The 19,485-nt window shown below is 27.6% G+C and carries 16 protein-coding genes; 9 read left to right on the forward strand and 7 right to left on the reverse strand.

Annotated features, from left to right (window positions below; genetic code table 11):
* Positions 1–17 precede the first annotated feature (17 nt).
* Complete coding sequence (locus tag ACTG45_RS05285) at positions 18–437, reverse strand: hypothetical protein (protein WP_021383785.1); 420 nt, start codon at positions 435–437, stop codon at positions 18–20.
* Positions 438–919: 482 nt separating this feature from the next.
* On the opposite strand from ACTG45_RS05285, the gene ACTG45_RS05290 reads away from it, so the two are divergent.
* From ACTG45_RS05290 to ACTG45_RS05300, 3 genes are all read left to right on the forward strand, one after another.
* Entirely contained in the window at positions 920–1,636 is a 717-nt protein-coding gene (locus ACTG45_RS05290) for a response regulator transcription factor (RefSeq protein WP_479919966.1), read from the forward strand.
* Positions 1,626–3,113: a HAMP domain-containing sensor histidine kinase gene (locus ACTG45_RS05295; RefSeq protein ID WP_479919967.1), complete on the forward strand. Its 1,488-nt coding sequence runs from the start codon at positions 1,626–1,628 to the stop codon at positions 3,111–3,113. Before ACTG45_RS05290 ends, ACTG45_RS05295 begins: the two co-directional genes overlap by 11 nt.
* A 217-nt stretch (positions 3,114–3,330) precedes the next feature.
* Positions 3,331–4,944, forward strand: a complete 1,614-nt coding sequence (locus ACTG45_RS05300; protein ID WP_479919968.1) for a sensor domain-containing diguanylate cyclase — start codon at positions 3,331–3,333, stop codon at positions 4,942–4,944.
* Between the two features lie 189 nt (positions 4,945–5,133).
* Here the strand turns inward: ACTG45_RS05300 and ACTG45_RS05305 are convergent, their stop codons facing one another.
* Both ACTG45_RS05305 and ACTG45_RS05310 read right to left on the reverse strand, forming a co-directional pair.
* Positions 5,134–6,216, reverse strand: coding sequence for an immunity protein Imm33 domain-containing protein (locus ACTG45_RS05305; protein ID WP_479919969.1), 1,083 nt, complete (start codon positions 6,214–6,216; stop codon positions 5,134–5,136).
* Between the two features lie 72 nt (positions 6,217–6,288).
* On the reverse strand, positions 6,289–7,845 hold the full coding sequence (locus ACTG45_RS05310) for a PucR family transcriptional regulator (protein ID WP_479919970.1): 1,557 nt from the start codon (positions 7,843–7,845) through the stop codon (positions 6,289–6,291).
* 205 nt (positions 7,846–8,050) lie between these two features.
* Between ACTG45_RS05310 and ACTG45_RS05315 the strand changes: the two genes are divergently transcribed.
* Both ACTG45_RS05315 and ACTG45_RS05320 read left to right on the forward strand, forming a co-directional pair.
* On the forward strand, positions 8,051–9,130 hold the full coding sequence (locus ACTG45_RS05315; protein ID WP_479919971.1) for an amidohydrolase family protein: 1,080 nt from the start codon (positions 8,051–8,053) through the stop codon (positions 9,128–9,130).
* Positions 9,131–9,184: 54 nt separating this feature from the next.
* Positions 9,185–9,808, forward strand: coding sequence for a hypothetical protein (locus ACTG45_RS05320; RefSeq protein WP_479919972.1), 624 nt, complete (start codon positions 9,185–9,187; stop codon positions 9,806–9,808).
* 116 nt (positions 9,809–9,924) lie between these two features.
* On the opposite strand, the gene ACTG45_RS05325 is transcribed toward ACTG45_RS05320, so the two are convergent.
* A complete protein-coding gene (locus ACTG45_RS05325) occupies positions 9,925–10,353 on the reverse strand; it encodes a CPBP family intramembrane glutamic endopeptidase (RefSeq protein ID WP_479920282.1) in 429 nt (142 codons plus the stop codon).
* 35 nt (positions 10,354–10,388) lie between these two features.
* Positions 10,389–11,219 (reverse strand): MerR family transcriptional regulator, encoded by an 831-nt coding sequence (locus tag ACTG45_RS05330; protein ID WP_479919973.1) that lies wholly within the window; start codon positions 11,217–11,219, stop codon positions 10,389–10,391.
* A 72-nt stretch (positions 11,220–11,291) separates the two neighbouring features.
* Here ACTG45_RS05330 and ACTG45_RS05335 point away from each other — a divergent pair, with 72 nt between their 5' ends.
* Both ACTG45_RS05335 and ACTG45_RS05340 read left to right on the forward strand, forming a co-directional pair.
* Positions 11,292–13,019 carry an ABC transporter ATP-binding protein gene (locus tag ACTG45_RS05335; protein ID WP_479919974.1) on the forward strand — a complete coding sequence of 576 codons (1,728 nt, stop codon included), beginning with the start codon at positions 11,292–11,294 and terminating at the stop codon, positions 13,017–13,019.
* Positions 13,020–13,054: 35 nt separating this feature from the next.
* On the forward strand, positions 13,055–14,917 hold the full coding sequence (locus tag ACTG45_RS05340; RefSeq protein ID WP_021383798.1) for an ABC transporter ATP-binding protein: 1,863 nt from the start codon (positions 13,055–13,057) through the stop codon (positions 14,915–14,917).
* A gap of 239 nt (positions 14,918–15,156) precedes the next feature.
* On the opposite strand, the gene ACTG45_RS05345 is transcribed toward ACTG45_RS05340, so the two are convergent.
* Together ACTG45_RS05345 and ACTG45_RS05350 are read right to left on the reverse strand one after the other, a co-directional pair.
* Positions 15,157–16,695, reverse strand: coding sequence for an amidase family protein (locus tag ACTG45_RS05345; protein ID WP_479919975.1), 1,539 nt, complete (start codon positions 16,693–16,695; stop codon positions 15,157–15,159).
* A 98-nt stretch (positions 16,696–16,793) separates the two neighbouring features.
* A complete protein-coding gene (locus ACTG45_RS05350; protein ID WP_021383775.1) occupies positions 16,794–17,681 on the reverse strand; it encodes a LysR family transcriptional regulator in 888 nt (295 codons plus the stop codon).
* A gap of 106 nt (positions 17,682–17,787) precedes the next feature.
* Here ACTG45_RS05350 and ACTG45_RS05355 point away from each other — a divergent pair, with 106 nt between their 5' ends.
* Together ACTG45_RS05355 and ACTG45_RS05360 are read left to right on the forward strand one after the other, a co-directional pair.
* Positions 17,788–18,375: a LysE family transporter gene (locus ACTG45_RS05355; protein ID WP_021383796.1), complete on the forward strand. Its 588-nt coding sequence runs from the start codon at positions 17,788–17,790 to the stop codon at positions 18,373–18,375.
* 386 nt (positions 18,376–18,761) lie between these two features.
* On the forward strand, positions 18,762–19,451 hold the full coding sequence (locus ACTG45_RS05360; RefSeq protein WP_021383737.1) for a polyphosphate polymerase domain-containing protein: 690 nt from the start codon (positions 18,762–18,764) through the stop codon (positions 19,449–19,451).
* The last annotated feature ends 34 nt before the right edge of the window (positions 19,452–19,485 follow it).

Here is a 19,485-nt window from a genome sequence, read left to right on the forward strand (position 1 = left end):
TTTAAGTTATTTAGTTATTACTTTTTACGAAAACTCGTTATCAAGAAGTATCCAAGTAAGATATTAAAAATTGTTATATTCAGTGGTATTCGGTCAAGCATAATAAAACTACCTATAATTGGAATATTTCCAACTGGAAATATAAAGATTAGCATAGGCATTAATGCTAGAAAAAAAGATGGAATACAGATAATAACTAATCTTGGAATATCAAGATACCAATTACCACTTTTTTTATATTCATTAATAAATAATTCAACGCCTAGTAATAAACCAATACCACCAGAGGAAATCAAATTAATAAAAACAAATTTTTTAAAGTCTTGTGTAAAACTGGTATGAATTTGCTGATAGTAATCAAAATTTAATTTAACAGCTAAAAAATACATGAGTAATAGAATAATTAAAAATAAAAAATATCTAAGAGCTTTTTTCATCTTAAATTCTCCTTTCATAAAGACTTTATCTAGTTTTATTCTGTTGAAATCTAGTTTTGCCAATGAGTTTAAGAAATCCATAAAATTAGTTGAGAATGGACTAAGTATGACATATTAATAAATGTTTTTTATGCTTGAAGTAAACTGTATTATTTAATATAACTATAATATTAATTGTTTGAATATTCAATGAAAAGTTTTTTAAATAGCAATTTTGATAAAAAATGAATAAATATAGTTAAATATTGGATTATTATTTTATGACATTTCTGTACTGAGTTTAATAAATTTTATAATCATTTATTTTGCCTTAAAATTGCCTTAAAATCTAAACAATTTTAAAACTAATGTGCCATAAAAAACTGATATAATTTAAATATAGTAAAAAAATAAAATTTATCTTATATATTGAGATTTAATTGTTTAATCAATATATTTATACTATTCAATTTATAATAAAAGTCTATTAAGGAGTGAGTTTTATGCAGAAGTTAATTTATATAGCAGATGATGAAGATAATATAAGAAATTTGGTAAAGACATTCTTAAAAAATGAAGGCCATGATGTTATGGATTTTAAGACAGGTGATGAACTTTTGGAGCAATTTAATAAAAATGAGTGCGACTTAGTAATACTAGATATAATGATGCCTGGTTTAAGTGGTTTTGATGTATGTACGAAACTTCGTGAGAAGAGTACCGTTCCAATAATCATGCTTACTGCAAGAGATACAGATATAGATTATATTACAGGGATAACTTTAGGTAGTGATGATTATTTTACAAAGCCATTTAGTCCAATGTCTTTAGTTATGAGAGTAAAGTCTATATTTAGAAGGATAGAATTTGAAAAGAAACAAAATTATGATAAGTATGGTGATTCTGTCGATATGGAATTAAAATTTGGTGATATAACAATAAATAAAAAAAATAAAATCGTTACAAATAAAAGTGACAATATAGACTTAACACCAAATGAATACAATCTATTAACTTATCTGTTTGAAAATAGAGACAGGGCAGTTTCTAGAGATGAATTATTAAATAAAATATGGGGATATGATATAGAAGTTGAGACAAGAGCTGCTGATGATACAGTTAAAAGACTACGTAAAAAGATTTTAGATACAAATATTTTGATAGAAACTGTCTGGGGTTTTGGGTTTAGATTAAAGGAGAAAAATTCAGATGGAAAATAAAAATGATAAAAAGAGAGCAAATAAGATTAAATCCATATTTAAATTAAAATTTTCAAAGAAAAATATAAGCATAAAAACTAGGATTTTATTGAGCATATTGTGTTTAATAATTGTAGTATTTATAATAATATTAGTATCTTTTAATATATTGCTTGATACGTACATAAAAACAACTGCAAATGAAGAGCTAACAAAGTCTACAGAAATAGTAGAACATATGGATAGCAATTTTAGACCTATTAAGCCTCCTCAAGATGATGGAAAGCTTCCTCCAAAAGCATTATCTAATTTTATGAGAAATGTACAAGATAAAGTTAGGATGGCAGAAACACAATCAGATGCTGATGCTATGGTGGTTGATTCAAAGTATAACTTGATATTTCCAACAAGAGAGGATGACTTCTTAAAGAATATTGACGAGATGGAATCGATTAAAAAGTGTATTCAAAATGAAAAACTAGATTTAAACTCAGATGAAAATACACGTATATCTACTGGAAGTAAGGATTACTATATTTCGACTGTAAAAATAACTAGTATATATGGAGAACAAGATAAGTATTTAATTCTTTTTATAGATATATCAAAAACTTTAAATCTAGTCCAAAAGATAAATATTGTATTAATATTTGTAATGGGGTTTGCTGGTATATTAGCAATTTTTACAGCTGTAGTTTTATCTGAGAAAATCGCTAAACCTATAAAAGAGTTGTGTGGTTTTGCAAAAAAAATGGGTAGAGGAGATTTTAAAAGAACTTACTTTGATTTTTCAGATAAAGAACTAGTAGAGCTTTCAAATATTATGAATAAGAGTGCTGAATATCTTGATAAGTATGATAATGAACAAAAAATATTTTTCCAAAATGCATCTCATGAACTTAGGACACCACTTATGTCCATTAAAGGTTATGCAGAAGCTATAAAGTATAATGTAATAGATAGTAAACATGCAAGTGATATAATACTTGAAGAAAGTGATAGATTGAGTGATATGGTTGAAGATTTGTTATATATATCTAAAATAGATAATATAACTAAAGATTATGACCTCGTAGAATGTGATTTAAGAGAAGTACTTTCAAATTGTGGCTCTAGACAAAATGTAAGAGCAATGAATAAAGGTATAAGATTTATTTATGAGTTTGATGAAGAGATGGTTTTGTTTGAATGTGATGAAAAAAATGTGTCAAAAGCATTTATGAACCTTATAGAAAATGCTTTAAGATATGCTAAGAGTGAAATTAAAATAGTATGTAAACATAATCAAAAAAATATAGTTGTTATAGTTGAAGATGATGGGATTGGGATTAATAAAGAAGATTTACCTCATATTTTTGAACGATTTTATAAGGGGGTTGGGGGTAATCATGGAATTGGATTATCAATAGTTAAATCTATTGTAAATAAACATGGTGGACGCATATATGCGGAAAATGGTAAAAAAGGTGCTAAGTTTACTATAGTATTCAAGTTATAAAGACAATATAAAGAAATATTAAAGAAAGTATGTCAATATTTGAAGTTGTTTTTTACATATATCTATTGTATACTGTTGAAAAAAGAACAATATTAAGCTGACATATATTATAATGGTTGACAATTAAAGTAGAAGCTTAAATATATATGCAGAAAGGAAAAGTAAAATCTGAAGTGTATTTAGCTTAAGTAAGCTTCTTATTTTATAAAAAATATGTATGAAAGAACAACTGCTTTTTGATATTACAAATTTAGTAACTGTTATATTTGAAGCTTTTGTTGTCCATATGTTTTTATCAGATTTTTTAGGTCAGAAAGAAGGATATACAAGAGCTATAAGATATGCTAGATTGGGTTTTATAATATGCTTAGGAGTCTGTAATTTAATAACTTTAAATCCTGCAATCACAATACCTTTAATTTTCATCCTTATTTTTTCATCATCATTTTTATATGAAGGAAATATACAGACACGATTATTTGCTACTGTTTTATTAAATGTATTCTTTATATTATCAGAAATTGTGGTCACAAGTATTTTTGTCTTATTTATAAAAGAAGGCTTTGAAATAATGTTTGAAAACAATGGTATAAGAGTATTAGCCACAATTTTATCTAAAATCGTTTTTTTATTTATATGTAAGATTGTTTGTTTATTTAAAAAAGATGTACATTCAGATATGCCAATAAAGTATTGGATTATTTTACTTGCAATACCTTTATTTAGTTTATTTCTAGCTATTTCTATATTTGATATAAACAAGTTCTTTAGTTCTGAAAGTTTAAAATTTCTAAATTTAATATCAAGTATTGGTATTTTATATATTAATTTTATTGTATTTTATCTATTTAAATCTATTATAGATAAAACTAAATTATCTATGAAGTATGAAATACTTGAGCAAGAAATAATTCATAAGGAAGAATTAAGACTTAGTAATGAACGTTATAAGATTATTGTTGAACAGACTGACTCTGTTGTCTTTGAATGGAATCTTAAAGAAGATAAATCATTTGTATCTCAGGCCTGGACTGAAAAATTTGGATATAGCAGTAAATGTGAAAATCTTTTAAAAGAGATTAGAGATAAAGAATTAGTTCATCGTAAAGATTACAGTGTATTTGAAGATTTTCTTGAAAGTATTAAAGAAAATGACAAACATAATCAAGTAATATATCGTTTAAAAAAATCTAATGGCGAATACATTTGGTGTAGAACATCAGTGACAAAGATTTTTGATGATGAAAATAAACTTTTAAAGGTTGTAGGCGTGATTGTAGATGTAGATAGTGATATAAAAAAATATGAAGAGTTAAAAACTAGAGCAGAAAGTGATTCATTGACAAATATATATAATAAAGGTACATTTGAAAAACTAGTAGAAGAAGTTATATCTACAAATAAAAGTAACAAGAAAGATGCTTTATTCATTATTGATTTAGACGATTTTAAAGAAATAAATGATAATTTCGGTCATCCATTTGGTGATTTTGTGTTAAAAACTTTTGCTGAGAAGATACAAGCCAGTTTTGGTAATGAAGATTTAGTTGGAAGAATTGGTGGTGATGAATTCGTAGTATATATGCAAGATTATCATTCAGAAGTAAACTTGCATAAAAAAGCAAAAGAATTAAACAGAGTTCTTTATGATAATTATAATGATTTAAGTTTTAGTTTTGAGGCTTCTGTTAGTATAGGTATTGCAAGATATCCCCAAAATGGAAATTCATTTATAGAATTGTTCAAAAATGCAGATAGAGCACTTTATAATGTAAAAGCATCTGGTAAGAATTCTTATTGTTTGTTTGAGGAGGAACTATATATACAGTGAATTTAGAATATATAGTTTAAGTATATAGATAAATTATTAAAAAGTTGGCTCATGTAGCTGAATTTATAAACATTTATTAGCAAGGCTATGGTAATAAAAAGCATAGCCTTACTTTTCTATTCAACTAAGTATTATATATTTTAAAAGGAGATTATTTAGCAAGCCTAAACCCACAATAAGTTTTATAGCTTAAAAATATATTGGATTCATAAATGGTATTATAAGTTCTGTGACCTCTCCATATGCATCAAGTCCCCAATATCCACTGTAAATACCATCACCCATGCCACTTGTTAACATAATTAATCTATAGGGTGTTTGTGGCAATTGCCAAATTAAGAAATTGCCATCTTTATTCTGGATGTTTGGATACATTTCATAGCTTTTTTTAAAAAGTGCTGAAAAATAATCATGATATTTATTTTTATCTGGATTTTCATTTTGCCATTTTGTTGTAAAACTAGCATATTCCTTTGCAACTTTTGCGTCTGAAAAGCAAGCTAATCCTGTATCCACACCAAAAAAAGTCCATGCTCCTGCTTTTCCAAAGTCTTCGATTCCTTTTCCTTTTGGCATAGCAATTTCATATGTAATAGGTTGCTTGTCACTAATAATTAATCTAGCTGCTGCAATTCTAAGTCCAGCAATTTTAGAATGACAAATAGATATTTCTACAGAATAACTTCCAACTGGTATTTTTCTTTCTAAACAAGTTTCATACTCACTCCCTAAATATGCAAGAGGGTCTGCAAGGACAACTTCTCCGCTTGGAAAATCTGTTTCCCCCACGATAAATGGTTCAAGTTTGTCACTTTTTTGAAACAAGCTTTTAAAAAATTCTATTGGATAATTTTCCTGATTTAAAAATTTTAGGTTTTTTTCAAAGGCTATTTGTGCAGGATGCTTAACTGGTTCTCTAATTTCTTTCCTTGTGTTTGTGTCAATAAAATATTTTCCACTTTTATCAGAGCGAAATTCTAGGTCTGTTCCTATAGGCATATAAAAAATATTTAAAGTAGTTGGTTCAATATTAACAAGAGTATTGAAATCTACAATTGTCATGTTTTTAGGATTATCAACATACTCCTGTGTATCTGTATCTCCAAAAGCAATCCATCCATTTCCAAATTCACTGTCTTCTCTAAAAAGCCACTTCAATTTTGATGTTCCATTGAGAATTGATTTACTGACAATACAACCTCCTGCTCCAGTTATATACTGTTTCATTTCTGAGTTTTCGACATTTTGTTCCTTTTTACTAGATAATTTCATATAAATTCTCCTTACTTTTTATATTTGTAAAAGCACATACATATAAAAAATAAAAGCTATAAAGTATATAGTTTAATTATGTGTTTCATAGCTTTTATTTCTTGAGTTAATTTCAATCATTTTTATAGAAATATAAATCTGAAGTATTTCATCAGCATAGTCTAGTGTAATACCTGTGATTTCTTTTATCTTATTAATTCTATAAAACAGAGTATTTCTATGAATATTTAAGATTTTAGCAGCCTTGCTTGGTGAATTATTAAAGTATATATATTGTTTTAAGGTCTCTAATAAATTACAACCATTTTTTTTATCTTCTTCAATTAGTTTGGTTACAGCTGGATGATTGAGGTCATATAAATCATAATTAGTACTAAGTAGCTCGTAGAGTATATATGGTATGCTTTTCCCAAATGGAGAAAAGTTTATATCATATTTTTGAGCAATTTCACTAGCTCTTTTAGCTTGAATATAATACTTCCAACTATCAGATAGCTTTGAAAATCTTGAACTTATTCCAGCATAAAGTGAATTTAGTTTTAAGTAATTAATAAATTCTTTATTCTCATTGTCAATTAAATTATGAATTAAAGAATCATTAATAAAAACGACTAAAGCAGATTTATGTACTACACAGTTATTAGATGGTATAAATGCACTTAAAGATTGCATGATAAAAGGAACTTTACTATCAAAATAATTGTTATCTTTGTTTACTATTACCATTATATTTAATGAATTTGACTTAGTCCAATTTAAATAATGGAATCTTTTGCTTATAGTATCATCATCTAGGTACTTTTTTTCCAACAAATCAGAAAGTATATAATTAGGAATAAGTTTTTTATCTATATTAAACAAATTATTTTTTTGTAGTTCTAGAGATAAAGCTTTATTAAGTGATTCTAATAATTTAAAGTGAAACTCATTAAGTGGTTTTTTCCATTCACAGATAGCTATATGAGCTACTTCAATTTCTTCTACACATACGGATGAGACTAATGTTCCAAGCCAGTTATCTGGTTTATTTTCATCTTTAGTAGATTTATTATAATGTATTTTTTTATGGATATTTTGATATTTTATGTAATTTATAGTTTCTTCGTCTAAATATTTATCTCCATTAGAATCCTCAGTAAGTTGTAATATATCACTGACATCATAAGAATAAGCTAAAACTTTGAAGCTAGAGTCACGAATTATTATAGGATAGCCGAATTCTTCATGTGCTATGTCGATTAAATATTGTATGCCTTTATTCTCAGAAACTACATCAAAAAACTTTTGAGAACATAAACTAAGATGTACTTCTTGATTCATGATATTTAACAATTCACCAAAAAGGTCATACTTTTCTTTTTTAGATTTTATGATACAAATATTTGGGTTTAAATTATATCTTTCTAAATCAATGTTAACTTCATTTTGTATAAAGATACCTAAAAAATTCATATTGGTCAAATCTACAGAAATATCTGTTATATTTCCTAAATATAAACATCCAGTATTAAATTCAGTTTGATTATTTTTATAAATATTTAAGCTAGTGATATCTATATATTCATCTAGAAATGGCTTTAATACTGAGATATATTGAGATATACCTTTCATTAAATATACTAATTTCATGGGAAACCTCCTCTTATTATATCTGATTGTACTATAACACAATAGATATAGTATATTTTACATCAAAGTTTAGATTCTAACACATAGTTTAAGCAAATTAATTTATATATAATTAGTTATATAAACTAAGAAAGCATCAAAGTAAAAAATTTTAATTAAATAAGAATAAGGTTTTTAGTAAATAAAAATAAAGGGAGTGTGGAGTATGGCAATAACTAAAATTACAAATATTAAAATATTTGATGGAGAAAAACTTTCAAAACAAAAGAGTATTGTAATAGAAGAGGGAGTAATATCATCAAAAACAACTGCTGATATTATTATAGATGGGGAAGGATGTACCTTACTTCCAGGATTTATTGATTCTCATGTGCATTTAGATAGTATAAAAAACTTGGAGGATGCAACTAACTGGGGGATAACTACTATGCTTGATATGGCAACTAATAGCAAAGAGATAGTAGAATCTTTAAGAAATATAGATGGACTAACAGATATTCGTAGTGTATATGAACCTGTTGCACCAGCATCACACCCTCATCTTATGGGCATGGGGTTTAAAGATAGTAAAATACATACTATTAAAGATGCTGAACATTTTGCTAAGAAACAAATTAAACAAGGAGCAGATTTCGTAAAAATTATAATAGAAGACCCAAAAGCATCTAAAATAGCTTTTGATTTTGAGACAATAAAAAGAGTAGTTGAAATATCTCATGAAAATGGGAAAAAAGTATTTGCTCATGCACCTACAACTATAGCTTATGAATATGCAGAAAAAGCAAATGTTGATGTAATAAATCATATTCCTTTTATAGGGAAATTATCTGATGATGTAGTAAAAAGGATAAAAGAGAAAAATCTTATATCAATTCCAACTATAGTTATGATGGAAAGTATAATATCAAATATAAAAAAAGCTACAGGAAGAGAAGAGGTTAGGTTAGAAACAGCAATAGAAAATACAGCTACATTGAAAAAAGCTGGAGTGGTGATATTAGCTGGAACTGATGCAAATAATGATGAGAATTCTGTTAGTATAGTGAAACATGGGGAGTCCCTTCATCGTGAATTTGAATTATTAGTTAAGGCAGGTCTTAATACAATTGAGGTACTTGAGAGTGCAACAAGTTTGCCAGCAAAACTATTAGGTCTTAATGACCGTGGATTAATAAAAGAAGGAAAAAGAGCTGATTTAGTAATGGTTGAAGGTGACCCAATTAAAGATATAACAGCAACTAGAAATATAAAAGGTGTATGGATAAAAGGCAATAAAGTAAGATAGTAAACCGAGTAGTGTTAAAAATAAAAGAAATTTATGTTAAAGGAGATTGAGAACATGTTATTAAGTAGACCAGGAAAGAATTCTATGCAAGATATAATAGATAAAAATAGTGTAAAAGAACTTATAGAATTTGAGAGATTTTGTAGGGATAATGCATTATGGGATGAAATGAAAAAATGCTTTGCAAAGGAATCTACTGTTTCAATATCTTGGTATCAAGGTAGTGGAAAAGGGTTTGTAGAAGAATCAAGTAAGATGAAATCTTATGCACCACATAAAATTTGTGATACATTAGTTTGGATAAATAATAATAAGGCAGTATCAATCACAATGGGGGCTATTCATATTAGAAATGAAATTGATGGAAATTTAGTTGAACTTCAGTCAGATGTCAAGTTTTTGTATAAGACTCAGAAGATAGATGATATATGGTATATAATATCTATGGATGCTATATATGAAAAAGATATAATTTTACCTGTTTATCAGGATGAAGATGTCAAAATTTCTAAGAAAGACATACAGGATTATAGACCTTCATATGCAAGTCTTTCTTATATGCTTAGTAAGGATGGATATAAAATAAATCAAGAACTTCCTGGAATAGATAGACCAGAAAAGGTTGATAGACTTTATAAAGATGCAGAAAAATGGCTATTAGAGAACTCTAGAATTTAGATTGTTTTAAATATAAATAAAGGGGGGTGCCTCAAAATGAACTTTTTAGTTTATGAGGCACTCTTCTTTGTATGAAATCAAATATATTTTTATCATTTCAACAATGAAAAAGAGGCTTATCTCTCTTTTGAGATAGCCTCTTTTGAGACAGCCTCTTTTGAAATAAATTTTGTATATTTAAGATAATACTCTATAAAAAATTTATTTAATTTTCTATTTTTGTTACTCCTTTTTATATTCTTTTTGTACTCTTTAGTAAAAATAAATAATGAAAGGAGTACAGAAAAAATTAAACAACCTAATATAATATTTGAATTAAGATTTGAAGAATTAAAATTTAAAAAGATATTATTCAAATCAGCATCTAAAAAAACTGTATTATTAATTAAATGAATTACAATACATGCCCATATATTTTTAGTTTTCATATAAACATAACCTAAAAATATAGAAATACTAATTACAAAAAATAATCTAAGTAATATACCTAAACCGTCTACATGATAAACTGTAAACCATAAAGGTATGTGCCATAGCTCCCATATAACCCCAACAAAATAACTCCTATTTTTATCTCCCTTTACATTTTAACTTCTGCTGAGATTTGAGTTAGATATTCATTAGAATCTCGTACACTTATGTCATATAGGAGATACTCTTCATAAACAAAATCTCCCATATATAAATTATTCTGATTAAAAAATTCTAAGAGTTTTTCATAAGTTTTATTAATAGTTTCATAACCTCCTTTATGGTAAGCAGTTACATAAAGCCCTTTTGGTTTGATTGATGTAGGATATTTCTTATAGTCTTTATTAACTTTTGTAAATAAATATGAATATGACTCAAAATCTCTATTCATTATATCTTCGCCTTTAATGATTGAACCAATCATACCATTATCACCTAAATCATAGTTATCCATAAAGTTAATACATTCATATAAAAAGTTTTCATCATCGTCTCCAAGAAAGGGTTCTTTAGAAGTAAGAGGCGTTTTGACTAAGTATTCTTCCTCATGTTCTTCTAAAATAATCGTATTTGCATCTATATTACAGGCCTTTTTAGTAAATGAAATAGTAGACTCCATTAAAGCCTTAATATTATTCAGTTTTTCAATTTCATTATTAATATCAATAGTCTTCTTTTCTAAAAGTTCAACTAGTAAATTAGGAGTTCGTTTATCTATATAAGTTTTAATTTCTTTTAAAGGCATTTTAATTTCCTTAAGTGAAGAAATTATACCAAAAATACTGAGTTGATGGTATGAGTAGTATCTATATCCGTTTTCCTTCTTTAACTCTGGAGAGAAAAGACCTATATCATCATAATGAAAAAGCGTCTTTTTATTGACTCCACAAATCTTTGCAAATTCTCCAGTTGTGAAATAATTTTTCGAAATTTGACTCATAATTAAAATTCCTCCTTGACTATCCTGTTACAGTATAGTTTATCATAATATTCTATAAAGGAGTGTGATTGTATGAAAAAATTAATTCGTTTTTTAAAACCATATAGAGTTTTAATTGTTACAGTGCTGATGTTTACATTTTTACAAACTCTTGGAACTTTATATATACCAACACTTACAGCAAGTATAGTAAATAACGGTGTAGTAAAGGGGGACGTAGATTATATTGTAAAGACAGGTCTAATTATGTTGATAGCAGCAGGTATAACAGCTTTATCAGCTGTTTTAGTTTGCAAAGTATCATCAAATCTCTCATCTGGATTTTGTAGAGATATTAGAGAAGCAGTATTTATAAAATCACAAGATTTATCAATAAATGATTTTAATAAGATAGGTACAGCTTCAATGATTACTAGGAGTACTAGTGATATTACTTTAATAGGTCAATCTTTGTTTATGTTTATTCAATTGGTATTACCAGCACCAATCATAACGGTTTCTGGTTTATTCTTAGCATATTCTATAGATAAAGTAATGACAATTATTATTGTTACAGTAATGTTTCTATTCATGTTATCTGCATTTTTGGTTGGTAAAAAAGTTATCCGATTGTTTAAAATGATGCAAATAAAGATGGATAATATGAATAGAGTATTACGTGAAGTAGTAACTGGAGTAAGAGTTATAAGAGCTTTTGATAGAAGTCGTTTTGAAAAAAAGAGATTTGATAGAACTGCAATAGATTATTCTGAAACGGCAATTTCAATAAATAAAATATTTGCAGTACTTATGCCTGTTGTAATGTTAATAATGAACTTAGGTATAGTGAGTATAATTTGGTTTGGTGGTATGAGAGTAAGCAATGGAAATATGGAGATAGGTCATATAATGGCACTAGTTGAATATTGCATCCTAATATTATTTTATTTAATTATGGGAGTAATGGTATTTATGTACATACCTAGAGCAGGAGCTTGCGCAGATAGAGTAAATCAAATTTTAGATATAGAACCTGAAATTGTAGATGGAAATGGATATAAGGATATTACTTCAGAAAGAGGTCATTTAGTATTTAAAAACGTAACTTTTTCATATTCCCAGTCGGAGGAACCTGTTTTAAATAATATAACATTTGAAGCAAAATCTGGAGAAGTAACTGCAATTATAGGAAGCACTGGTTCTGGTAAATCTACTATTGCAAATATAATACCACGTTTTTTTGAAATTCAATCTGGAGAAATATCTATAAATGGTCAAGATATTAAGAACATGCCTCAAAAAGAGCTTAGAGATAAGATTGGATTTGTACCACAAAAAGCCTTTTTATTTAGTGGGACAATAGAAGAAAATATAAGATATGGAAAAGAAGATGCAAGTATTGAAGAAGTAAAGCATGCTGCAAGTATAGCCCAAGCTGATGAGTTTATTTCTGATATGGAATATAAGTATGATTCATTTGTAGCACAAGGTGGAAATAACTTATCTGGTGGTCAGAAACAGAGAATATCTATTGCAAGGGCATTAGTTAGAAAACCAGAAGTATATGTTTTTGATGATAGTTTTTCTGCATTAGATTTCAAGACAGATAAAAGGCTTAGAAAAGCATTAAAGAATGAAATTAAAGATTCATCAGCTATAATTATAGCACAGCGTATAAGTACAATTATGGATGCTAATCAGATTATAGTTTTGAATGATGGAGAAATTGTAGGTATAGGAAAACATAAAGAGTTACTTGAAAATTGTGAAGTTTATAAGCAAATCGCAGATTCACAGCTTAGTAAAGAAGAACTTGCATAGAGTGAAGAATCAATCTGTGTATTTGGAGGTGTAATATGAGTGAAAAAATAACAGAAAAACAAGATGTAGAAGTACTTAGCTTTGAAGATGGTATGTCAGCAGAAAAAGCTAGAAATGCAAAAAAGACAACTAAAAGATTATTGAAATATATGAAAAAACAAAAATTTAAGTTATTAATGATTTTTATTTCAGTATTAATAAGTTCAGCTCTTACAGTTTTAGCACCAATGGTTATGGGAAAAGCTATTGACCAATTATTTAATGGGATTAAAACTGCAGTTCAAACAGGTACAAAGTTCAGTGTGAATTTTAGTACTATGGGAGGTATAATATCAATACTTCTAGGGTTGTATTTAATTAGTGCAGTATTTATATATATACAACAATATATTATGTCAGGTGTTGCACAAAGTTTAGTTCTTAACATGAGAAAAGATTTAAGTGATAAATTAAATAAACTTCCGCTTAAATACTATGATTCTCACAAAAAAGGGGAAACACTTAGTATAGTTACAAATGATTTAGAGAAGGTAGCAGATAGTTTACAAGAAGGATTAATGCAACTTATTACAGCAGTGGTCACAGTGATTGGTTCTATTGTAATGATGATAAGCATAAGTATACCACTTACAATAGTATCAGCTGTAACATTGCTTGTTTCTTTAGGTATTACTGTCATAATTGCAAGAAAATCACAAACTAGATTTTCAGAAAATCAAAAATCATTAGGAGAATTAAATAGCAATATAGAAGAGATGTTTACTGGTCAAATAGTAGTTAAGGCATTTAGCAAAGAAAAAGATACTATAAAAAACTTTAAAGAATTAAATCAAAATCTTTATAATGCTAGTAGAAAAGCTCAATTCTCATCATATGCTATATCTCCAATTATTAGATTTATAAATCAAATTGGGTATGTTATTATAGCAGTTGTGGGTGGTGTATTTGCATCAACTGGAGCAATGACTCTTGGTAGTATACAGGCATTTATCCAATATGTAAATCAAGCATCAGAGCCTACTACAGAGATATCTTATATTGTAAATATGCTTCAAGCAGCAATTGCATCTGCAGAGAGAGTTTTTGCAGTTATGGATGAAGTGGAAGAAATGAAGGACAAAGAAGATTCAAAAGTTATCAACATGCCTAAAGGAAAGGTAGAATTTGAGCATGTTAAATTTGGATATAGTGATGATTCTATTCTTATGAAAGACATTAATATTAAATTGAATGCAGGAGATAAAATTGCAATTGTTGGACCTACAGGAGCTGGGAAGACAACTCTTGTAAATTTACTTATGAGGTTTTATGAGATACAAGGTGGAAGAATTACTATTGATGGAGTTAATATAAAAGACTTAAAGCGTGGAGAGCTTAGAACTATGTTTGGAATGGTTCTTCAAGATACATGGCTGTTTAATGGTAGTATAAAAGAAAATATTGCTTATAGTAAGTCAGATGCTACAATGGATGAGATTGTAAAGGCAGCAAAATCAGCAAGAGTAGACCACTTTATAAGGACTTTACCTCAAGGGTATGATACTGTATTGACTGAAGATGCTTCTAATCTGTCTCAAGGTCAAAAACAACTTTTAACAATTGCCAGGGCAATACTTTCAGACCCGTCAGTGTTAATTCTTGATGAAGCAACCTCTAGTGTTGATACCAGAACAGAGGTTGAGATTCAAAAGGCAATGAACAACTTGATGAAGGGAAGAACTAGCTTTGTTATTGCACATAGATTATCAACTATTCGTGATGCAGATTTAATATTAGTAATGAAAGAAGGTAATATTATCGAACAAGGAAATCATAAGGAACTTATTGAAAATAAAGGATTTTATGAAGAACTTTATAATAGTCAATTTTCAAGTGAATATGATGAAGAAGTTGTATAATTAATAATATTATAATATAAGATTTTATATATAATTAGGATATTAAGAATTGTATTACAAGAAAAATAGAGATAATAAAAATTACTCCAATAATTAAAAGTAATTTTATTATCTCTATTTTGATTCTAAGTATATATGTTGAATCTTAATTAAAAAATATTGCTTAGTCAGTTTTATTTAAATCTAATATTTACATTCACATTCACATTTATAATGTATTAATTATATTAAAGACTCTTTTATGGAGTTAATCTTCCTCTAATATTTTTTTCAAAGCTATATCCAATATCTAAGACTTTTTTATCTTCACCATACAGTGTCATAAACGTAACTCCAATAGGAGCTCCCTTTTCGTCCAATCCAAATGGTACATTTAATTCAGGATATCCTGATGCTGATGCCATTGTAGAGCCAGAGCTATCTAAAAAAACAATAGCGTCCAAGTTTTTTTCTTTAAAAGTTTTATTAAGGACTGATTTCGCTTTCTGGATTGAATCATCTATTTTATTCATATTACTTTTTTCTACTTGATTAGCTTCTTCCAATAAGTCTTGGCCATATTTAATTCTTCTTTTGGAGTCAGCATTATTAAATTCAATTAAGGCATTTAATTTTGTTATCGGCATATTATACTTATCAGCAAAGTCTTCAAAGTCTTTTTTAAAGGATAAATTGATAGTATTTATTATGCCAATTCCTTCTTCGTTGAGACTAATAGGCACAACAGTGACATTCATGTTTTCTAATTCTTGATTTAGATTTTTTAGCATTTTTTCATCATTATACTCATAGCTTAATAACCCAATCTTCATACCCTTCAGTGAGTTAATATCAAAGTCTAATGATATATTTTCATTTGAAATTGCATTATAAGCAATCGCTACATCTTGTACTGTTTTTCCTATTGGACCAGCTGTGTCAATTTTTTTGACTAGTGGCATAATTCCATCACTAGATATTTTGTCTCTAGATGGTTTAAATCCCACCACTGAATTTGCTGAGGCTGGAGCAACAATGGAACCATCTGTTTCTGTTCCTATGGAGATTGGAACTATATTTGCGGTAACAGAGACAGCGCTACCACTACTAGAACCAGATGGAGATATCTTTAAAGGGCCAAAAGGATTAACTGTCTGACCTTTTTTACCACTATATCCGCTAGGCATTATTCCTGAAATATAATTTGCGAATTCAGACAGATTATTTTTTCCCAATATAATAGCACCTTGTTTTTTCAAATCCTTTACTAAATTAGCATCTTCATTAGGAATAAAATCTGCAAAGGCAACAGTACCTGAACTTGTTGGCATATTAGAGGTATTAATATTATCCTTTAACATGATAGGAATACCAAAAAGTGGAGAAGGTATTATTTTATCTTGTGAAGACAATTTTAATCTCTCTGAATCCATAGTTCTGGCATCAGCAATTGCACCTGGATTTACTTCTACCACGGAATTATATCCATGTTTAATTTGGTCTATCATTTTAATTCTATAAAGATATATTGCTGTAATTTCCTCATAAGTTATTAGTCCATTTTCTACTGATTTTTGGATTTCATCAATATTTTTTTCAACTACATATTTTTCTTTATTTGCCATTATACTATCTATATCTAATTTACTCAATTGCTGATTGATAGATTTAATTATCTTATCATTTTGATAAGAAATCCATTCTTCTCCAGGTGGAATAACGTTTTTAATGTATACATATGCACAAATTAAAAGACTTGAAATAAATATGGTTATTCCAATAATAATCTTTTTTTTCATGTTCTACCTCCTAAACTGTATCTACTTTAATTGTTTATTAATATAAGTTACTATTTATCAATTTAAATACCAATATATATAAATAGAATTCACAAGCTCTATTTTTCATTTGCAACAACTAAATCAATAAATAATTGCATAAGTGGACTAATCCACTTATTTTTATGATGACCACATACTGAAACAATACTCTTATCATCTAACTCTGTATCTATTGCACATAGTTCTCCTGTTTTCAAATCATCTTCTACTGCAAACGTAGGGAGATATGATATTCCCATATCATTTTTGACTAAATTTTTAATAGTAGGTATACTCCAAAGTTCAATCGTATGGTCTAGAATAATATTCTTTTCATTTAAATATGATTCAAACATCTGTCTAAAAATGCATGCTGGTTCATCTATTATGAAAGGAATATTTAATTCTTGGTTTGGAGTAATAAAATCAGGGAATTGTTTTTTTACTTTTGGTGATGCAACTAGTGTTAAAGGTGATTCTCCAACAGTATAGGTAGAAATAGAATTTCCTAAGCCTCCAATATCTTTATAAAATATTCCTAAATCAATACTTCCTGCAAGCAAAGAATTTCTAATATCATAGCAATTCATTGAGCGAAGAAATAGTCGTGCATTTGGTGCCATTTCATGAAATTGTTTTAAGATAGAAGGCATTTTATAACAAATAAGAGTTTCTCCCATTGCTATATGCAAATCACCACGTAACTCAGATAAGTCAGTACCAAAATTCTTCATTTTATCAACAGAACATAGAACATCATCCACATAAGGTATTAGATTTTTACCAGCTTTAGTTAGAACCATTTTTCTTCCTATTTTTTCAAATAAATGTGTAGATAGTTCTTGTTCTAGCTGTTGTACTTGAAATGTTATTGTTGATTGTGTGTAATTGAGCTTATTTGCTGCTTTAGAAAAACTGCCTTCTTCTATTATAGTTTTAAAAGTTTGTAGGTATTTAAGATACATATTTAACCTCATTTCATTCAATATAATTGAAGTATAAATTTAAATATTTCGATTTTTTTTATGGTTTAATTTATAGTATTATAATATAAAAGGAGAGTGATTGCAAGTGTTGAGTGAAGTTTTATTATCTTTTTTACCATACGCATTTGTTACAGGTTTTACACCAGGACCTAATAATATCCTTGCGTTAAATACGATTAGTAATAATGGATGGAAAAAAGGGAAGTCAGTAGTTATAGGAATTGGCATGGGATTTATGTGTATTATGTTCATATGTGCTCTTGGATGCCTTGAATTATCAAAGTTTATACCAATGATTACTGGTATTATGAAGTACATAGGAGCACTTTATATTATTTGGTTAGCAATACAAGTAGCTAAGAGCAAACCAAACAAGGATAGTGATGTGAAGAAAGAATCCTTTTGGACTGGATTTATTTTGCAGTTTGTTAATGTAAAAATTATAATATTTGCTATTACTGTATATACAGGGTATGTAATACCTGTGTCACAGTCAGTTGAATATTTATTATCAGCAGCAGTTTGTAATAGTATTGTGGGCATATCTGGGACTTTGACATGGGCTCTAGCAGGAGGTATTTTACAAAAATATATAAACAAACATTACAAAGTAATTAATATCATTATGGCACTAGTACTTATTTGGAGTGCAGTAAAACTAATTTTAACATAACTGAGCGTATATAAATTTAATTATTTAGTGTTATAAATTTAGAAGATGAAACTATAGATTATATAATTTTGAATAAGAAACTTTATTTTTTATTTGAAAGATTTAATTTATCTATAAGTAACATCTTCTTTTTTTGCTTCCTAAAGCTACTATTTGTTAGTTATACAGAATCTAATACTATATAAAATTTAATTTACAGATGAAGATATAAGATATTATTAAAAATTAGATAAATAAATTCACATTTATTTTTTTATCTAATCTTATTTGCCACATATATGCCATAAAGATGCACTTATTTTACGGAGATTTAACAAAGTAAAGTGAAGTATACTCTAAATATAAAATAAATCAAACATAGTTAAATGAATTGAGAGGTGATAATAATGGATAAGAAGTTAAACTATAGATTTGAGATGAAACACAAAATAACTGAAGCTGATGTCCTAGCTTTAAAATCAAGACTTTATCCAATAATGAAGAAAGATAGAAACGCATCAAAAGATGGAAAGTATCTTATCAGAAGTTTGTATTTTGATACACCTGAAGATAAAGCGCTTTTAGATAAGTTAAATGGAGTTGCAATGAGAGAAAAGTTTAGAATAAGATTTTATAACAATAACCCTTCTTATATAAAGTTGGAGAAGAAAATAAAACATTATAATATGACATCAAAGCTATCAGCTAGTTTAACTAAAAAAGAAGTAGAGAAGATATTAAAAAATGACATTGAGTTTTTAAAAGAATCGACAAACTGCTTATTAAGAGAGTTTTACTTAAAAATAAAATGTGAAAGATTGGAGGCAAAAAGTATAGTTGATTATGATAGAGAAGCTTTTGTTTATCCGCTTGGAAATGTAAGAGTCACAATCGATAGTGACATTAAAACTTCTGTAAATTCAATAGATTTGTTCAATAAAGAACTGCCAACAGTATCAGTTATTGATGAAAATATGACTGTATTAGAAGTTAAATATGATGAGTTTATACCAGATTTTATAAAAGATTTGGTTCAGATTAATAAAACCACTTCTACAGCAGTTTCAAAGTATGCATCAAGTAGACTGTATATATAGGAATGGAATCTAAGTTTTATGTAAAAAGTGTTTA

This window comes from Clostridioides sp. LIBA-7602 (genome assembly GCF_056688945.1).

Bases quoted from the DNA above. Each gene is read 5' to 3' on its own strand.
- ACTG45_RS05350 (WP_021383775.1), bottom strand. From the start codon at position 17,681: ATGTATCTTAAATACCTACAAACTTTTAAAACTATAATAGAAGAAGGC.
- ACTG45_RS05290 (WP_479919966.1), top strand. From the start codon at position 920: ATGCAGAAGTTAATTTATATAGCAGATGATGAAGATAATATAAGAAAT.
- ACTG45_RS05345 (WP_479919975.1), bottom strand. From the start codon at position 16,695: ATGAAAAAAAAGATTATTATTGGAATAACCATATTTATTTCAAGTCTT.
- ACTG45_RS05320 (WP_479919972.1), top strand. From the start codon at position 9,185: ATGTTATTAAGTAGACCAGGAAAGAATTCTATGCAAGATATAATAGAT.
- ACTG45_RS05360 (WP_021383737.1), top strand. From the start codon at position 18,762: ATGGATAAGAAGTTAAACTATAGATTTGAGATGAAACACAAAATAACT.
- ACTG45_RS05335 (WP_479919974.1), top strand. From the start codon at position 11,292: ATGAAAAAATTAATTCGTTTTTTAAAACCATATAGAGTTTTAATTGTT.
- ACTG45_RS05340 (WP_021383798.1), top strand. From the start codon at position 13,055: ATGAGTGAAAAAATAACAGAAAAACAAGATGTAGAAGTACTTAGCTTT.
- ACTG45_RS05295 (WP_479919967.1), top strand. From the start codon at position 1,626: ATGGAAAATAAAAATGATAAAAAGAGAGCAAATAAGATTAAATCCATA.
- ACTG45_RS05305 (WP_479919969.1), bottom strand. From the start codon at position 6,216: ATGAAATTATCTAGTAAAAAGGAACAAAATGTCGAAAACTCAGAAATG.
- ACTG45_RS05300 (WP_479919968.1), top strand. From the start codon at position 3,331: ATGAAAGAACAACTGCTTTTTGATATTACAAATTTAGTAACTGTTATA.
- ACTG45_RS05330 (WP_479919973.1), bottom strand. From the start codon at position 11,219: ATGAGTCAAATTTCGAAAAATTATTTCACAACTGGAGAATTTGCAAAG.
- ACTG45_RS05315 (WP_479919971.1), top strand. From the start codon at position 8,051: ATGGCAATAACTAAAATTACAAATATTAAAATATTTGATGGAGAAAAA.
- ACTG45_RS05285 (WP_021383785.1), bottom strand. From the start codon at position 437: ATGAAAAAAGCTCTTAGATATTTTTTATTTTTAATTATTCTATTACTC.
- ACTG45_RS05310 (WP_479919970.1), bottom strand. From the start codon at position 7,845: ATGAAATTAGTATATTTAATGAAAGGTATATCTCAATATATCTCAGTA.